Genomic DNA, 15,494 nt, shown 5'->3' on the forward strand with positions numbered 1-15,494 from the left:
CCGCCGGTCCCCGGCCGATCAGGCGGGGTCGGGGCCGGCGTAGGTCGCCAGCAGCCCGAGCGCGGCGGTCGCGGCGCACACCGCGAACATGACGCCGAAGGCGGGGGCCCGGTCCAGGACGGCGCCGACCCACGCGGCGCCGAGGGCGGAGCCGCCGAAGCGCAGCAGGTTGAACAGGCCGAGGCCGGCGCCGCGGCGGCCGGCGTCCGAGCGGGTGGCGCCGGTCGCGGCGGGCGTCTGGACGAACGCGACGCCGGCGCCCGTCAGGGCGAGCGCGGCGAGCAGCCACGGGACCGTCCCGGACGCGGCGAGGACGGCGGCGACCAGCGCCTGCCCCGCGGCGAGGACGAGCAGGCCGCCGCGCAGCACGGCGCGCGGCGACAGCCGTTCCATGAGGACGCCCGTGACCGGCCCCAGCACCGACATCACGACCGGCAGGCTCAGCAGGACGGCCCCCGCGTACAGGGTGCCGGTGTGGCGCTGCGTGGTGAGGTAGACCGGGACGGCGAGCAGCGTGGCGCCCAGGCAGAACATCTGCGCGAGGACGCTGAGGCACGAGCGCAGGTAGCGGGCCTCAAGCAGCAGCCGCGGCGGCAGGAACGCGTCGGGCCGCCCGTGCGAGGACACGACGTAGGCGGCGGCGGTGAGCAGGCCGGCGAGCACGCCGCCCCAGACGAGCGGCGAGGTCGCGCCGAGGGTCGCGGCGGCCGAGGTGGCGCCGAGGCCGAGCCCGGCGGCGAGGGTCAGCAGCGCCGCGCCGCGCCAGTCCAGCCGGACGCGCCGCGCCCGCCCGGCCGGGACGAACCGGACGGCCAGCGCCGCGGCGGCGGCGCACAGCGGCACGACCGGCCAGAACACGGCGTGCCACCCGAACCAGGTGGCCAGGCCGCCGCCGAGGGTGGGCCCGGCGGCCTGGCCGACGCCGTTGGCGGCCGCCCACAGCCCGAGGGCGCGGCCGCGCCGCCCGCCGCCGAACAGCGAGGCGATCAGCGCCATGACGGCGGGCAGCATCGCGGCGGTCCCGACGCCCTGCACCGCGCGCATCGCGACCAGGGAGGCCAGGTCGCCGGCGATCCCGGCGCCCGCCGAGCCGATCCCGAGCAGCAGCATCGCGGCGAGGAACACCCGGCGGGGGCCGCAGCGGTCGCCGAGCCATCCCGACAGCGGCAGCAGCACGGCGAACGGGAGCGTGAACCCGACGACGACCAGGATCCCGGAGGAGATCGGGGCGTCGAGGTCGCGCAGGATCAGCGTCAGCGGGACGTTGACGATCGTGTTGGCGACGGTGCCGGTGAACGTGCCGAGCAGGAGCGGGACGAGCGCCGCCCACGACCCGCGCCCCGCGCCGCCCCCGTGCCCCGGGTCAGGCTCGGCCAACGGGCCGCCGCCGTCGGGGTCCGCCGTCCGCGGCGTCCTCCGGGGGGACGTGCACGAGGATCTCCCCGTCCTCCTCCTTCACCGGGTACACCTTGGTCGGCCTGGTCGCGGGCGGGGTGATCGGCTCGCCGGACCCGAAGTCGAAGACGCTGCCGTGGCACGAGCACAGCAGCCCGTCCTCGGTCACCCGCCCGGACGACAGCAGGCAGTCCAGGTGGGTGCAGTAGTTCGACATGGCGTGCACCTCGCCGTCCCAGCGGGCGACGGCGACCTCCGCCTCGCCCACGAAGAAGCGGCGGACGACGCCTTCGGGCACCTGCCCCGAGCGCGCCACGCGCTGGTATTCCATCGGTCGCTCCCCTAGCTGAGTGTGTCGAGCAGGTCGGTGAGGTCGGCGTCCTCGTCGCGCAGGGCGCCGGGGTCCGGGACGGCCCCGCGGGCGATCAGCTGCCGGGCGATCGCCAGGTCCCCGCCGCGGTCCACGGTGAACGCGGCGCGCAGCACGCCGTCGGCGAGGTAGAAGGCGATGAAGTCGAAGTCCTCGACGCGGCCCCGGACGACGAGCCGGTCCGTGCCCTCGCCGTGGCCCGCGTGCTGGACGGCGTGGCCGAACTGGTCGGACCAGAACCACGGCGGCGCCGTGTGCGCGGACGTCCCGCCGAGGATGTTCTTGGCCGCCGCCATGCCCTGCGCGTTGGCGTTGTCGAAGTGCTCGGCGCGGACGTGCCGTCCGAGGAGCGGCTGCCACTGGGCGGCCACGTCGCCGGCGGCGTAGACGCCGTCCACGCGGGTGCGGCAGTACTCGTCGACGGCGATGCCGCCCGGGGTCTCGATCCCGGCGCCGGTGACGGGCTCGACGTTCGGCGCCATCCCGGCGCCGACGACGACCACGTCCGCCTCCAGGGCCGTCCCGCCGCTGGTGGTGACGACGGCGCCGGACGCGGTCTCCTCGTACCGCTCGACCTTCTCGCCGGTGCGCAGGTCGACGCCGTTCGTGCGGAGCATCGCGGCCATCACGTCGCCCATCGGCTCGCCGACGACGTGCCCGAGCGGGCGCCCGGCCTGCTCCACGACGGTGACGTGCGCGCCGCGGTCGATCGCGGTGGAGGCGACCTCGCAGCCGATGAACCCGGCGCCGATCACCACGACCCGCGCCCCCGGCAGCAGTTCGGCGCGGAGCCGGTCGGCGTCGGCGACGGTGCGCAGGTGGCGGACGCGCTCGCCCTCCACGCCGGGCAGGCGCCGGGGCCGCCCGCCGGTCGCGACGAGCAGGGCGTCGCCCCGCAGCGCGGTGCCGTCCTCCAGTTCCAGCGCCCGTTCGGCGGGACGGATCGCGGCGGCCGCGACGCCGAGGCGCAGCTCCACGTCGTTGGCCTGGCACCACTCGGGGGTGAGCAGGCACAGCTCGTCGCGGTCCTGCTCCCCCGCCAGGTACTCCTTCGACAGCGGCGGGCGCTGGTAGGGGGCCTCGTGCTCGGCGCCGACGAGCGTGACGCGGCCGTCGAAGCCGCGGCGGCGCAGCGTGCGGGCGGCGACGGCGGCGGTCTGCCCCGCCCCCGCCACGATGACGTCTCTCATGAGGGATGCTCCTCCGACAGGATCCTGGGCCTCGGGTCGACGTAGACGTCGTCGCCGTCGACGCGCACGGCATGGCTCGGCTGGCACTCGTCCCGGTCATCGATCGCGCCGGTCCGCGGGTCGACCACCCACTGGTGCCCGGGGCAGATCACCCGCCCGTTCAGGACGGCCCCCTTGGACAGCGACCGCTGCTTGTGGACGCACACGTCGTCCAGCGCGTAGACGTCGTCGCCGACCAGGAAGAGCGCGATCCGCCGTCCCTCGACGGTCACGGCGAGGCGCCTGCGCCTGCGCACGTCGGCGAGCGCGGCGGCCCGCACCCACTCGCCCGTCTGCTGCTCCACGGTCGTCCTCCCTGCTGGATGGCCGGCGGCGGGGCGGGGACGCCGCCCCGCCGCCGGACCGGACTCGGGTCAGGCGCCGACCAGGTCGGGCTTGACGTAGGTGTCGTAGAGGCCCTGCGTGTAGGAGAACCGCATCTCCGCGCCCCACCGGCACAGCCGGAGGCAGCGCTGCTGGAGCTCCGGCGTGTCGGCGTGGTCGAGGACGATCTGGTAGCCGCGCTCCCCGTGCACCACGTCGGAGGTGATGTGCAGGTCGAAGAACTCGATCTCGTCCTCGGTGAACCCGTACACCTCGCGCAGCGGCACGATCTGCTTCTTGTAGATGCTCGGGACCTGCGACTCCAGGCCGACCACGAGGGCGGCGGTGGCGACCACGAAGTGCTCGCGCATCGCGACGGCGTAGCACCACGCCTGGAGGCCGCGGGTGATGGCGTTCATGTTGGACGGGTCCTCGACGCGCTCGCGGGTGGTGCCGCACGCCTCGGCGAACCGGATGAGGAGGTCGGTGTGCCGGATGTCGGCGAGCTCCTCCTCGTACATGTTCTGGAGCGTGAAGTCCTTGGCGCCGGTGAACTCGTCGGGCGTGTTGGCGTAGACGTAGGCGAGGTAGTCGGCGAACGGCCCCACGTAGTGGTAGTGGTTCTCCGCCCAGCGGGCGAAGTGCTCGCGCTTCAGCTCGCCGTCCGCCCACGCCTTGCTGAACGAGGCGTTCTTGGCCTCGCGTCCCTTGATAGCGTTCTGCAGCTCGGCGCGGAATGCGTCCCTCGACAGCAGCTCTGCCATTTCCTGATCCCTTCTCGGGTTTCTTACCGGGGTGAGATGTAGACGCTTTTCTCTTGGGTGTAGAAGAGCATCATCGAAGGTCCGGCCTGCTCCTTGAACGTCTGCGTGCTGGATTCCTTGAGCCCGCCGAACGGCACGGTCATCGCCATTCCGGAGGTCGGCTGGTTCACTTTCACCAGGCCGCTCTCGGAACGCCGGGCGAACTCCAGCGCCCGGTCGGTGTCGCGGGTGACGATCCCGGCCGACAGCCCGTAGTCGGTGGCGTTGGCCAGCGCGACGGCCTCGTCGAGGCCGGACGCCCGCTGGAAGGCCAGCACCGGCCCGAAGATCTCCTCGCGGGCGATCCGCATGCCCGGCGCCACCTCGCCGAAGACGGCCGGCCGCACGAAGTACCCGTCGCCGGGCAGGCGGCGCCCGCCGGTGACGAGCTCGGCGCCCTCCTCCTCGCCGATCCGCACGTAGTCGAGGAACTTCTCCAGCTGGAAGTCCGCGGCGAGCGGCCCGAGGTCGACGCCGTCGCCCAGCCCGTTCCCGACGGTCAGCGCGTCGGCGGCCCGCGCCACGCGTTCGAGCAGCTCGTCGTGGACGGCGGCGTCCGCGATGACCCGGCTCGTCCCGGTGCACGCCTGCCCGGACAGCCCGAACGCGCCCTTGACGATGATCTGGGTGGCGCGTTCCAGGTCGGCGTCGTCCAGGACGACCACCGGGTTCTTGCCGCCCATCTCCAGCTGCGCGCGGCGCGAGGGCCCGACCGCCGCGTGGACGGCGCGTCCGGCCCGGGTGGAGCCGGTGAACGTCACAGCCCCGACCCGCGCGTCCGCCGCCAGCGCGGCCCCGGCCTCGGCGCCGCCGTGCACCAGCGCGATCGCGAGCGGCGGCAGCCCGCCCGCCAGCAGGGCCTCCACCAGGCGCTGCGCCAGCAGGGGCGTCACCGGGCTCGGCTTGAACACCACGGCGTCGCCGGCCGCCAGCGCGGGCCCGATCTTGCGGGACGGGATGTTCAGCGGGAAGTTCCACGGCGTGATCGCGCCCACGACCCCGACGGGCTCGCGCCGCGTGTAGACGATCCCGCCGTCGCCGGCGGGATGGCTCTGCCCGGTGATGCGGTGGGCCTCGCCCGCGTAGAAGCGCAGGTTCCGGGGCGTGCGGGAGACCTCCATGGCCGCCTCGGCGCGCGTCTTGCCCTCTTCCCGCACGAGTTCGACGACGAGGTCGTCCGCCCGTTCCTCCAGCCACCGCGCCGCGGCCTCCAGCACGTCGGCCCGCCTGTCCGCGGAGGCGGCGGCCCATTCCGCGGCGCCCGCGACGGCCCCGTCGACGGCGGTCTCCACATCGGCGGCCGACGATTCGGGGAACTCTCCGACGATCTCGCCGAGTTCCGCCGGATTACTCCGCCGGAACGTCATGCCGTCCTTGGCCGGGCGCCATTCGCCCCCGACGAGGTTCAGGCCCTCATGCATGCTCGTTCGTCTCCCTTTCCGGGTCTTCGGCGATCGCGGTGAGCTCGACTTCGACGGGGGCGCCGCCGGGGAGGGCGCGGACGCCGACGGCGCTGCGGGCGGGGCGCCCGAGCCCCGGCGCCACCGCGTCCAGGGCGGCCGAGGCGCCGTCCGCGACCGCCGACAGGTCGGTGAACCCGTCGGCGCAGGCGACGTAGACCGTCATCCGGACCCATCGCCGGACGCGGCCGATGTCTCCGCCCGCGACCGCGGCGACGGCGTTGCGGGCGGCCAGGGCGGCGGCCTCGCGCGCGGCGGGGACGTCCAGGTCGCGGCCGACGAGGCCGGTGACGGTCAGGCGGCCGTCCCGGCGCGGCGTCATGCCGGCGCTCGCGACCAGCACGTCGCCCGCGCGGACCGGCGCGGCCACGGCCGGGACGTAGGCGCCCTGGGGGCGCGGCGCGGCGGGAAGCTCAGACACCGAGGGCCACCCCGTCCTGGCGGGGGTCGGACGCCCCGAGGAGGGCGCCGTCCGCGACGGAGACGATCTGGGCGCTGCCGCCCGCGTCCCACGGGTCCTGGACGGCGACGTCGTGCCCGGACGCGCGGAGCGCCGCGATCCGGTCGGCCCCGAGCCGGGACTCGACGCGCAGTTCGGGCGGGCCGCCGAGGGTGTCGGCGTCGCTGCCCGGGTGGACGGTGAAGCGCGGCGCGGCGACGGCGGTCGCGGGGTCGTGGCCGTGGTCGAGGAGGTGGGAGAGCAGTTGGGCGTTCCACTGCACCTGGCCGTCGCCGCCGGGGGTGTTGCCCGCGTGCAGGAGGCGGCCGGAGGCTCCGGTGACGAGCCAGGCGTTCAGGGTGTGCAGCGGGCGGCGGCGCGGGCGGACCTCGTTGGGGTGCCCGTCGATGAGGTAGGCGCCGCGGCCGAGCCGGTTGTTGAGGACGACGCCCGTGCCCGGGACGGTGATCCGGGCCCCGAAGGTGAAGGCGAGCGAGTGGATGAGGCTGACCGCGCACCCCTGCGCGTCCACGGCGACCATGGAGGTGGTGTCGCCGCCGGCGGGGACCGGGGACGCGGGCCCGGCCGGGAGGTCGCCGGCGTCGAGGCGGGCGCGGGCGGCCTCCAGCGCGGACGGCGCGAGGAGCCCGCGCCAGTGGTCGCCGCCGTCGCCGCAGCCCGCGAACCGGTCGGCGAACGCGATGCGGGCGGCGGACGCCATCCGGTGGACGGCCTCGGCCGACAGCCAGGGAAGGCCGGACAGGACGCCGTCGCACAGGCCCGCCTGCTGCGCCACCATCCAGCCGGGCGTGGGCGGCGGGGTCAGGTGGACGGTCGTCCCGCGGTAGTCGCAGGTCAGCGCCGCTTCGGGGACCGAACGGCCGCCCGCCATCCATTCGTAGCCGGAGAACGGCGCCCCGGCGCCGACCAGGGCGTCCACGGAGCGTTCGGCGAGGGCGCCGGAGTAGAGGTCGGCGGGGTCGTCCGCCAGCCGGCGGAGCGAGGCGCCGAGGTCGCGCTGGAGGATCGGCTCGCCGACGGCGGGCACGCGCCCGCCGGGGAGGAAGACCTCGGCCGTGCCGGGGTCGCGGGCCAGCGCGTCGCGGCGCTCGACGATGTCGGCGCGGGTCTTGCGGGTGCAGGGCAGCCCGTCCTCGGCGGCGGCGACCGCGGGGGCCCACAGCTCGGGCAGCCCGCGGGAGGCCGAGTCGGCGTGCAGGGCGGCGAGCGCGGCGACCGCGCCGGGGGTCGCGACGGCGAGGGCCCCCTCCAGCGGGACGGCGGCCAGGCCGCGGTCCCGGTAGAAGGCGGGCTCGCCGCCGTCCGGGCCGAAGCCGCTGCCGCCGAACGCGGCGACGGAGCCGTCCGGGCGGCGCAGCAGGGCGAACGCGTCGCCGCCGACCCCGCACTGGCCGGGCAGCGCGAGCCAGGACAGGGCGGCCATCGCCAGCGCGGCGTCCACCGCGTTCCCGCCGTCCGCGAGGACGCGCGCGCCGAGCAGGCTCACCGCCGGATGGCTGGAGGCGACCATGCCGCCGGACGCGGCGGCGGGGCCGCGGCCGGGGAGGCCGAAGGGGCTGCGCTCTGACATGCCGCCAGTGTCGGCGGCGCCCGATCAGCGCCGATACGGGCCGATCGCCGAAGATCCGGCAGATTCCTTGGGCACCGTGCACACCGGTCCCGGGGGCCGCTGCTTCGCTCGCCGGACGCCCGACATGGTGCACAAAATGACCAAGCGCGTAGTGTGCACGTTCCTCATTGTTCACCTCGGACCGATCGAGCAGATTCTCTGCATTCGTTGCGCCCGTCGGCCTCGCAGAGGGCGCGTACAGGGAGGGGGCCTCCTTTGGAAGCCGCTCACTGGGTCTATCTGTCCGGAATCGTCATCATCATCGCCGTCATGATCGCCCGCAAGAACGTCGTCATCCCCGCGGTGGCGGCGACGTTCCTCACCGCCTGGGTGTTCACCGGCAGCCTCGTCACGGGACTGGAGTCGATCTTCAACGCCAGCCTCACCGCGGCGTCCGAACTGTTCAGCATCTTCCTCATCATCGCCCTGGTCACCGCGCTGCTCGGATCGCTGCGCGCGCTCGGCGCCGACCGCCGCATGGTGGAGCCGTTCCGCGTCGTCATGCGGTCCGGCCATTCCGCCTTCTGGGTGCTCGCCGCCGTCACCTACCTGATCAGCCTGTTCTTCTGGCCGACGCCGGCGGTGCCGCTGATGGGCGCCATCCTGCTGCCCGCCGCGATCGCCGCGGGGCTGCCGCCGATCAGCGCGGGCGTCGCGATCGCGATCGCCGGGCAGGGCATGGCGCTGTCGAGCGACTACGTCATCCAGGTCGCGCCCGGCCTGTCGGCGAAGGCGGCCGGGGTGGAGACCGGCGCGGTCGCCGACCGCGCCATGGTGCTGTCCCTGATCACGGGCCTGGTCGCGCTCGGCATCGGCTACCTGATGACGCGCTCGGAGTTCCGCAGGCCGGACGCGGCGCTGCTCGAACGCTGGGAGGCCGGGGAGACGGAGGCGCCGGCGCCGCGCCGCTCGCTGGCCCGCGTGCTGCCGCGGCGGCGAGTCCTGGAGCCGGAGCCGGCAGCGGCGGGCGGCGGGGACGGCGGCGTGGCCGTCCTCGACCACGGGTCCGGGTCCGGGTCGGGCAGCGGCTCGTCCACCGTGCCCGGCCCCCGCTCCGGTGGGTCCGGCGGTTCCGGCGAGGCGGGCGAGGCGTCGGACGAGATGACGCGGCGGGCGCTGTCGTCGCTGAACGGCGGCGACGAACCGGGCGCCGACTGCCCCCGGCGGTCCAAGGCGTTCGCCGCGATCGTCCCGCTGGCCCTGATCGGCCTCGTCGCGTACATGATGCTGGGCAAGTTCACCGGGCTCGTCCCCGAGGTGGTGGGCGGGGACGCCGCCGCGCTCGTCGGCGGGGTCGCCACGGCGCTGCTGCTGGCCGCCGCGATCGCCAAGGACGGCCGGGGCAGCCTGGAGCGGTGCGCCGACCACATCGTGGACGGCCTGGTCTTCGCGATGAAGGCGATGGGGGTCGTCATCCCGATCGCCGGGTTCTTCTTCATCGGCAACGCCGACTTCGCCGGGAAGATCATGGGCATGGAGGAGGGCGCGGCGGCGCCCGGCTTCCTGTTCGACGCCGTCACCCGGATGCAGGACGCGATCCCCGACAGCCAGTACGTCGTCGGCTTCGGCGTGCTGATCATCGGGATGATCACCGGGCTGGACGGCTCCGGGTTCTCCGGGCTGCCGCTCACCGGCTCGCTGGCCGGATCGATCGGCCCGGCCTCCGGCGTCGACCCGGCGCTGCTCGCCGCGATCGGGCAGATGGGCTGCGTCTGGGCGGGTGGCGGCGTGCTGATCGCCTGGTCGTCGCTGATCGCGGTGGCCGGGTTCGCCCGCGTCCCGGTGCTCGACCTCGTCCGCCGCTCGTTCCTGCCCGTGATCGCCGGCCTCGTCGTCGCCACGGTCGCCGGCCTGATCATCTACTAGGGAGCATGGTGACCGCGTCCTCCGGCCTGTCCGATCCGGCCCCCGCCGCCGCGCCCGCCGCGGCGGCGGGGGGCCCGCCGCGCGCCGCCGCCCTCCGGTGGCGCGCCGCGCTGCTGGTGCTGCTGACCTTCGGCGCCGGGACGACCGACGTCGTCGGGTTCCTCGGCATGGAGAAGGTCTTCACCGCCAACATGACCGGCAACATCGTGCTGTTCGGCCTCGCCGCGGGCGAGGGGAACGGCGCCGACCTGGCCCGCTGCGGCGTCGCGACGCTCGCGTTCGCGGCCGGCCTGCTCGCCGGGTTCCTCATCGCGGGGCGCCCCGACGCCGACCGGGTGTGGGCGCCCCGCGTCACCGCCGTCCTCGGGTTCGTGCTGGTGCTGCAGGCCGCGTTCCTCGCGGGCTGGGCCGCCGCGGGCGCCGAGCCGCGCGGCGGCGGGCTGCTCGCCCTCATCTCCCTGTCGTCGGTGGCGATGGGCGCGCAGACGGCGGCGGCGCGCAGCATGGCCGCCGACGGGATCACCACCACGTTCGTCACCGGGACGCTGACCTCGATGATGGGCGGCCTCGCGGTCGGGCAGGGCGCGGCCGCCGGGCTGCGGACCGCGGTGATCCTCAGCCTCGCCGCAGGGGCCGCGGTGGCGGGCGCGCTGATGACGCACGCCCCCGTCGCGGCCGCGGCCGTCAGTCCCGCCGTGCTGGCCGTGGTGATCATCGCCGCGTTCCGGCTGCACCCCGCCCGGACGTCCTAGGCGGGGCCGTCCCAGCGGGCGCGGGCCATGTCGACGCGGCGCCCGTCCGGGCGCAGCGGCGTCCCCTCGGCGCGGTAGTTCTCGCGGGCCTGGAGCTCGTGGCCGCTCGGCGGGTTCCCGTCCGCGCGGACCACCCGCCACCACGGGACGGCGCCCCCGTACAGCGACATCACGCGCCCCACCTGCCGCGGCCCGCCCCGTCCGACCATCTCGGCCACGTCGCCGTAGGACAGGACGCGGCCCGGCGGGATGCGCTCCACCGCGTCCAGCACCGTCTCGGCGTACTCGTCAGGTTCGGACCACATCCGCTCATTCTCCCGGATCGCGCTCGCCGCGCAGCAGGACCGCGGCGCCCGCCAGGCCGAGCAGGGACAGCGCGCAGATCAGCAGGTGGGCGCAGACGAGCCCGCCCGAGCGGTGCACCACCTGGACGGGACGGACCGGACCGGTCGCGAACCGCTTCCCGGCCGGCAGGCCCGCGCCGCCCGTCCGCGCCCCCGCCAGGGTGTCGGACGCGGCGAGCGCGGCGGCGGCGTCCACCCGCCCGAACCCGACGCCCCGGTCGTAGCCGCGCGCCGGGCGGTGCCCGGTGCTCGCCACGATGGCCTGCGTGACCAGCGCGGGCGCGAGGCCCCGGTGGCGCGACCGGATGAGGGCGGCGACGCCGGAGACGAACGCGGTCGCCGGGCTCGTGCCGTCCCCGATCCAGTACCGGCCGTCCGGGCCCGCGCCGATGATCCGGACTCCGGGCGCGGACACGACCACGCCGGAGTTGCGGCTGGAGAACCCGGCGTGCCGGCCCCCGGCGTCCACGGCGGCCACGGAGATCACGCCGGGGAACGACGCCGGGTAGAAGTACCCGGTGGGCCCGCCGCTCCCGGGCCACCGGGCGCTCCGCGCCGGGGCGGGCCGGCCTCCCGCCCCGCGCGGATCGTCCTCCGCCCCGCCGTTGCCCGCGGCCGCGACCACGACGACGTTCCGGCCGATCGCGTAGGCGACGGCCTCGCGCTCGCGCGGCGTGGGGTAGGGGCGGCCGAGCGACAGGTTGACCACGTCGGCGCCGTGGTCGACGGCGTACCGGATGCCCTGGGCGATCGTCCCGGTGTAGCGCCCGCCGCCGGTGAACCGCGCGAAGCCCGGCTCGTCGCGTTCCAGGATCACCCGCGGCGCCAGGAGACGCGCCTCGGGCGCGACGCCGACGACCCCCTCGGCGCCGCCGGGGCCGTGCCCGTGCCCGGCGATGATCGACGCCATGTTGGTGCCGTGCAGCCGCTTCGGCGCGACGCCGGGCGGGTTCGCGCCGCGCGTGTAGTCGGGCCCGGCGGTGACGGAGCCGGCGAGGTCGGCCTGGCCGGCGTCCACGCCCGAGTCGAGGACGGCGACGGTCGCGCCGCCGCCCTTGGACATCGTCCAGGCGCGCGGCACGTTCAGCGACTCCAGGACGGGCGTGACCGCGTCCCGCACCGGGTCGGAGGCGAGGGCGCCGTTCGGAGGCGCGGCCGCGCGGGCCGGCGGCGCGGGTGCCGCGGCCAGCGCCAGCGCGGCCGCCCCGGCGGCGGCCCGCCTCAGCACCGCCACTCCCGCGTTCCGCAGCGGACGGTCGCGGGCGCGGTCAGCGGCCGCAGGACGCCCTGGACGAGCTGCGGCGCCAGTTCGGCGGCGTCGGCCAGGGAGCCTCGCATGGCGGGACGCCCGTCGGCGTACCCGGCGGTCGCCGCGACCACGTACGGGCCGCGCTGCGCCGCGGTGGACGCCTGCCGGGCGGCGTCGCCGAACCGGGAGGCCACCGTGCCCGCGAGCGGCAGCGCGCGCAGTCCCGGGCCGGGCTCGCGGGACGGGAACCAGGCGACGGCCTCCCGCGCGGCCCGCTCGTCCGGGAACACCACCACCCCGACGGTGACCGCGAGCCCCTGCGCCTGGTCGAGATAGGTGGCCCGGAGCGCGGCGCGGCAGCCGCGGACCGTCAGCGTCCGGGCGAACGCGCCGTCCACTGCCGTCTCGCAGCGGGTGTCGGGGCCGATCCCCACCCGGCGGGCCGTCTCCGCGGACGCCTGGCCGAGCCGGTAGGCCAGGGCCGCGGGGAAGATCCGCCCGGCGGTCCGGGTCCGGTGGCGGGCGGACAGTTCCGCCGCCGCGGCCGCGGCGCGCTCGGCCGGGGTGGGGGCGCGGGTCAGCTCGGCGGTCAGCCGCACCCCGGCGACGGCGAGGACGGTCGCGCACGCCGGCGCGGCCACCAGCGCGACCGTCCTGCGGGAGGCCCGCCGTCCGGCGCCCGGTTCCGGCTCGCCGTCCGGGGCGGAGATCTCGGCGCGCGACACACGCGGAGCGTAGCCCAACGCGGGTCAGGACGGGGCGGCGGGAGACCGCCCGGAGTGGCGGCGCCGGAACGCCGCCGCGATCGCGAGCCCCCCGGCCGTCCCGCCGAGCCCGAGGAGGGTGATCACGATGATCAGCGGGCGGACCCAGAAGGGCCGCTCGACGACCTCCACCGGGCCGGGGTCCCGCTCGCCGAACCGCTGCCCGGCGGGCTTGGCCCGCGCCGTGCCGGGCGGCGTCACGGCCAGCGAGTCCGCCGCGGACAGGGCGCGGGCCGCGTGCACCTCCCCGAACCCGACCTCCGGGTCGTAGCCGCCGGACGGGCCGTGCCGCGTGCTCTGGATCAGGGCCTGCGCGACCAGGGCGGGCGCCATCCGGGGATGCTTCGCGCGGATCAGCGCCGCGATCCCGGCGACGATCGCGCTGGCGTCGCTGGTGCCGTCGCTCCGGAAGTACCGGCCGCCCGGCGCCCCGACGGGCAGGCCCGTGCCCGGCGCCGACAGCAGCACCGAGTAGTTGCGGTTGGAGAACGGCGCGCGGGCGTGGCCGGGGTCGGTCGCCGCGACCGCGATCACACCGGGGTAGGACGCCGGGTAGGAGTAGGGGGCGAACCCGTCGCCGTCCAGCAGCCGCTCCTCGTCGCCGTCGTTGCCGACGGCCGAGACCACCACGACGCCCTTGCCGACGGCGTGGCCGACGGCCGCGCGCTCGGCGGGGTTCTCGTCCCGGCTGCCGAGCGAGAGGTTGATGACGTCGGCGCCGTGGTCGGCGGCGTAGCGGATGCCGCGCGCCACCGCGTCGTCCGCGTCGTCCGAGGCCCGCAGGCGGCGGAAGCTGGCGTCCTCCGGCTCGCCGATGCTCCGGACGGCGAGGATGCGCGCCTGCGGGGCGATGCCGATGACCCCGGAGCCGCCGCCGGGGCCGTGCCCCTGCCCGGCGATCAGCGTCGACATCCCGGTGCCGTGCAGCCGCGCGGGCGTCGTCCCGGCGTCGATCCCGGCGAGCATGTTGGGGCCGACGGTGACCTTGCCGCGCAGGTCCGCCTGGGCGGGGTCGACGCCCGAGTCGACGACGCCGACCGTCACGCCGGCGCCCTTGGTCATCTTCCAGGCGGTCTCCATGCCGAGCAGGGCGAGGACGGGGCGCTGCCCTTCACGGACCACGTCCGCGTGCGCGGGGACGGGCATCAGCCAGCTTCCGGCCAGCAGCGCCGCACCGGCCGCCGCCGGCAGGCCCCGGCGCCCCGCCCGCGCCCGCGCCCGCGCCCGCGCCCGCGCCCGCCTCAGCATCGCCACCCCGACAGGTCGCAGTCGGGCAGCGCCTTGGCCGAGAGGGTCCGCGCGATCGCGTGCGCGATCTGCGGGGACACCGCGAACGGCTCGCCCGGACGCGCCTTCTTGATCGCGGAGGCGGGGCGGCCGTCGGCCTGGCCGGAGGTGGTGAGCACGACGTACGGGCCGCCGCGGTCGATCGTCCGGTCCTGCCGGGCCTCGTCGGTGAACCGGGCGGACGCCGTCCCCGGGAACCCGGCGGCGTGCAGGGCGGGGCTGACGGAGCCCGTCCCGTCCGGGCCCTTCGAGCCGGGCAGCTCCTTGTAGGCCCGGTCGGCCTTCCACGGGTCGGGGAACGCCACCACGCCGACGGTGACGACGACTCCCTGCAACTGGTCGACGTAGGTCGCGCGCAGGACGGCGAGGCAGCCGTGCCTGCCGATCGTCGTCGCGATCTCCTCGTCCACGCCCTGGACGCAGCCGTCGTCCGGGACGATCCCCGTCCGGGACGCGTACTCGGTCTGCTCGCCCGCCGGCCGGTAGCCGAGCCGGTCGGGGAAGACGCGGCGCGCGGGCCACGCCTGCCAGCGGCGCGCGACCTCCTTGTCGGCGGCGATCCGGAGTTCGGCGTTCGTGGGCGCGCGCTTGAGGGTCGTCCACGTGCCGAAGAACGACACTCCCGTGGCGACGAGGTAGCAGCAGCCGACGACCAGCGCCACGACCATCCATTGGCCGCCGGTCAGCCCCAGGACGGTCGGCGGGCCGCCGGCGCCCACGGGTCGCGGCGGCGCGCCGAACGGGCGCCCGGGCCCGGCGTGCGGGTTCGCGGGCGGGCCGGGCGGGCCGGGCGGGCCGGGCGGGCCGGGCGGGCCGGGCGGGCCGGGCGGCCGGAGACCGCCGGGCATGCCGGGCTGGTGCGGGGACCGCGGCGGGGGCGGCTGCTGGGAGGGGGGCAGGAATGCCACAACAGTCAAGATTAACGTCGCTTCACGACATTCCGCCTGTCATCCTGCGAAGGACCGCCGTCGCCGCCGGGCGGGGAAACGAACGAGGCCCCTCCTCGGAGGGGCCTCGTCCACAAGGCATCGCGGCCGGAGGCCTACTCCACGGCCCGCTTCGCCTCCTTGGCGGCGTCCTTGGCCTTCTCGCCGACCTGCTTGGCGCCGCCGGAGGCGCGGTCGCTCTTGCCCTCGGCCTCCAGGTTCGGGTCACCGGACCGCCGTCCGGCCTCCTCCTTGCCCCGGCCCTTGGCCTGCTGCGCCTTGTTCTTCAGCTTGTCGAGGAAACCCATGGTTCCTCCTCCTGTACGGAGCGTCGTGTACCGGCTATGCCCCCAATGGCCCGGATTATGCGGACGTTCGGGTCCCGCGGCGCAGCCTCCGCGCCTCCTCGTGGATGAGGGCCTCGGTCTCCAGGAGCTTCGCCTCGGCCTGCTCCGTGCGCATCGCCGCGCGCTGCTCGCGCGGGCTCGGCTTGCGCCGCCGCCCCGCCGTCCGGCGGCCGGCCCGTTCCCCCCTGAGCTTCTTCAGGAACCCCATGCCCGTCACCTCTCCTCACCCGCGGCCGGTCCGGTCGCCGGCTCTGCGCCCGTACGGTGCCCCTTTTATGGCGATCCATTCCGCTACCGGGAGGGACAGCG

17 protein-coding genes are annotated in these 15,494 nt (G+C 76.2%); 2 read left to right on the forward strand and 15 right to left on the reverse strand.

Annotated elements, in window-relative coordinates; translation table 11 throughout:
• Window positions 1-18: 18 nt before the first annotated feature.
• The 8 genes from ACQEU6_RS19635 to ACQEU6_RS19670 all read right to left on the reverse strand — a co-directional run bounded on the left by ACQEU6_RS19635 (window position 19) and on the right by ACQEU6_RS19670 (window position 7,611).
• Complete coding sequence (locus ACQEU6_RS19635; RefSeq protein ID WP_499333827.1) at window positions 19-1,377, reverse strand: MFS transporter; 1,359 nt, start codon at window positions 1,375-1,377, stop codon at window positions 19-21.
• Window positions 1,364-1,726: a Rieske (2Fe-2S) protein gene (locus ACQEU6_RS19640; RefSeq protein ID WP_499333828.1), complete on the reverse strand. Its 363-nt coding sequence runs from the start codon at window positions 1,724-1,726 to the stop codon at window positions 1,364-1,366. The genes ACQEU6_RS19635 and ACQEU6_RS19640 overlap by 14 nt, the downstream gene beginning before the upstream one ends.
• Window positions 1,727-1,737: 11 nt before the next feature.
• On the reverse strand, window positions 1,738-2,955 hold the full coding sequence (locus tag ACQEU6_RS19645; RefSeq protein WP_499333830.1) for an NAD(P)/FAD-dependent oxidoreductase: 1,218 nt from the start codon (window positions 2,953-2,955) through the stop codon (window positions 1,738-1,740).
• Window positions 2,952-3,299: a Rieske (2Fe-2S) protein gene (locus tag ACQEU6_RS19650; RefSeq protein WP_499333832.1), complete on the reverse strand. Its 348-nt coding sequence runs from the start codon at window positions 3,297-3,299 to the stop codon at window positions 2,952-2,954. Before ACQEU6_RS19650 ends, ACQEU6_RS19645 begins: the two co-directional genes overlap by 4 nt.
• A gap of 69 nt (window positions 3,300-3,368) precedes the next feature.
• Entirely contained in the window at window positions 3,369-4,082 is a 714-nt protein-coding gene (locus ACQEU6_RS19655) for an iron-containing redox enzyme family protein (RefSeq protein WP_499333833.1), read from the reverse strand.
• Between the two features lie 23 nt (window positions 4,083-4,105).
• Window positions 4,106-5,542 carry an aldehyde dehydrogenase family protein gene (locus ACQEU6_RS19660; protein WP_499333835.1) on the reverse strand — a complete coding sequence of 479 codons (1,437 nt, stop codon included), beginning with the start codon at window positions 5,540-5,542 and terminating at the stop codon, window positions 4,106-4,108.
• Complete coding sequence (locus ACQEU6_RS19665; RefSeq protein ID WP_499333836.1) at window positions 5,535-6,002, reverse strand: RidA family protein; 468 nt, start codon at window positions 6,000-6,002, stop codon at window positions 5,535-5,537. Before ACQEU6_RS19665 ends, ACQEU6_RS19660 begins: the two co-directional genes overlap by 8 nt.
• Entirely contained in the window at window positions 5,995-7,611 is a 1,617-nt protein-coding gene (locus ACQEU6_RS19670) for a gamma-glutamyltransferase family protein (protein WP_499333838.1), read from the reverse strand. Before ACQEU6_RS19670 ends, ACQEU6_RS19665 begins: the two co-directional genes overlap by 8 nt.
• A 255-nt stretch (window positions 7,612-7,866) precedes the next feature.
• On the opposite strand from ACQEU6_RS19670, the gene ACQEU6_RS19675 reads away from it, so the two are divergent.
• Together ACQEU6_RS19675 and ACQEU6_RS19680 are read left to right on the forward strand one after the other, a co-directional pair.
• Window positions 7,867-9,516 (forward strand): hypothetical protein, encoded by a 1,650-nt coding sequence (locus ACQEU6_RS19675; protein WP_499333839.1) that lies wholly within the window; start codon window positions 7,867-7,869, stop codon window positions 9,514-9,516.
• A 5-nt stretch (window positions 9,517-9,521) separates the two neighbouring features.
• Complete coding sequence (locus ACQEU6_RS19680) at window positions 9,522-10,268, forward strand: YoaK family protein (RefSeq protein WP_499333840.1); 747 nt, start codon at window positions 9,522-9,524, stop codon at window positions 10,266-10,268.
• On the opposite strand, the gene ACQEU6_RS19685 is transcribed toward ACQEU6_RS19680, so the two are convergent.
• The 7 genes from ACQEU6_RS19685 to ACQEU6_RS19715 all read right to left on the reverse strand — a co-directional run bounded on the left by ACQEU6_RS19685 (window position 10,265) and on the right by ACQEU6_RS19715 (window position 15,393).
• The gene (locus tag ACQEU6_RS19685; protein ID WP_499333841.1) at window positions 10,265-10,573 is read right to left on the reverse strand and encodes an MGMT family protein; all 309 of its coding nucleotides are present in this window, start codon (window positions 10,571-10,573) and stop codon (window positions 10,265-10,267) included. The genes ACQEU6_RS19680 and ACQEU6_RS19685 overlap by 4 nt on opposite strands.
• A gap of 4 nt (window positions 10,574-10,577) precedes the next feature.
• Complete coding sequence (locus ACQEU6_RS19690; RefSeq protein WP_499333843.1) at window positions 10,578-11,840, reverse strand: S8 family serine peptidase; 1,263 nt, start codon at window positions 11,838-11,840, stop codon at window positions 10,578-10,580.
• Complete coding sequence (locus ACQEU6_RS19695) at window positions 11,834-12,586, reverse strand: hypothetical protein (protein WP_499333845.1); 753 nt, start codon at window positions 12,584-12,586, stop codon at window positions 11,834-11,836. Before ACQEU6_RS19695 ends, ACQEU6_RS19690 begins: the two co-directional genes overlap by 7 nt.
• 24 nt (window positions 12,587-12,610) lie before the next feature.
• Window positions 12,611-13,873 (reverse strand): S8 family peptidase, encoded by a 1,263-nt coding sequence (locus tag ACQEU6_RS19700; protein ID WP_499340263.1) that lies wholly within the window; start codon window positions 13,871-13,873, stop codon window positions 12,611-12,613.
• Complete coding sequence (locus tag ACQEU6_RS19705; RefSeq protein ID WP_499333847.1) at window positions 13,867-14,820, reverse strand: hypothetical protein; 954 nt, start codon at window positions 14,818-14,820, stop codon at window positions 13,867-13,869. The genes ACQEU6_RS19700 and ACQEU6_RS19705 overlap by 7 nt, the downstream gene beginning before the upstream one ends.
• A 134-nt stretch (window positions 14,821-14,954) precedes the next feature.
• Window positions 14,955-15,146, reverse strand: a complete 192-nt coding sequence (locus ACQEU6_RS19710) for a CsbD family protein (RefSeq protein WP_499333849.1) — start codon at window positions 15,144-15,146, stop codon at window positions 14,955-14,957.
• Between the two features lie 55 nt (window positions 15,147-15,201).
• Window positions 15,202-15,393: a hypothetical protein gene (locus ACQEU6_RS19715; RefSeq protein ID WP_499333851.1), complete on the reverse strand. Its 192-nt coding sequence runs from the start codon at window positions 15,391-15,393 to the stop codon at window positions 15,202-15,204.
• Window positions 15,394-15,494: the final 101 nt, after the last annotated feature.

It is taken from the genome of Spirillospora sp. CA-108201, from assembly GCF_050936235.1.
GTDB lineage: Bacteria > Actinomycetota > Actinomycetes > Streptosporangiales > Streptosporangiaceae > Spirillospora.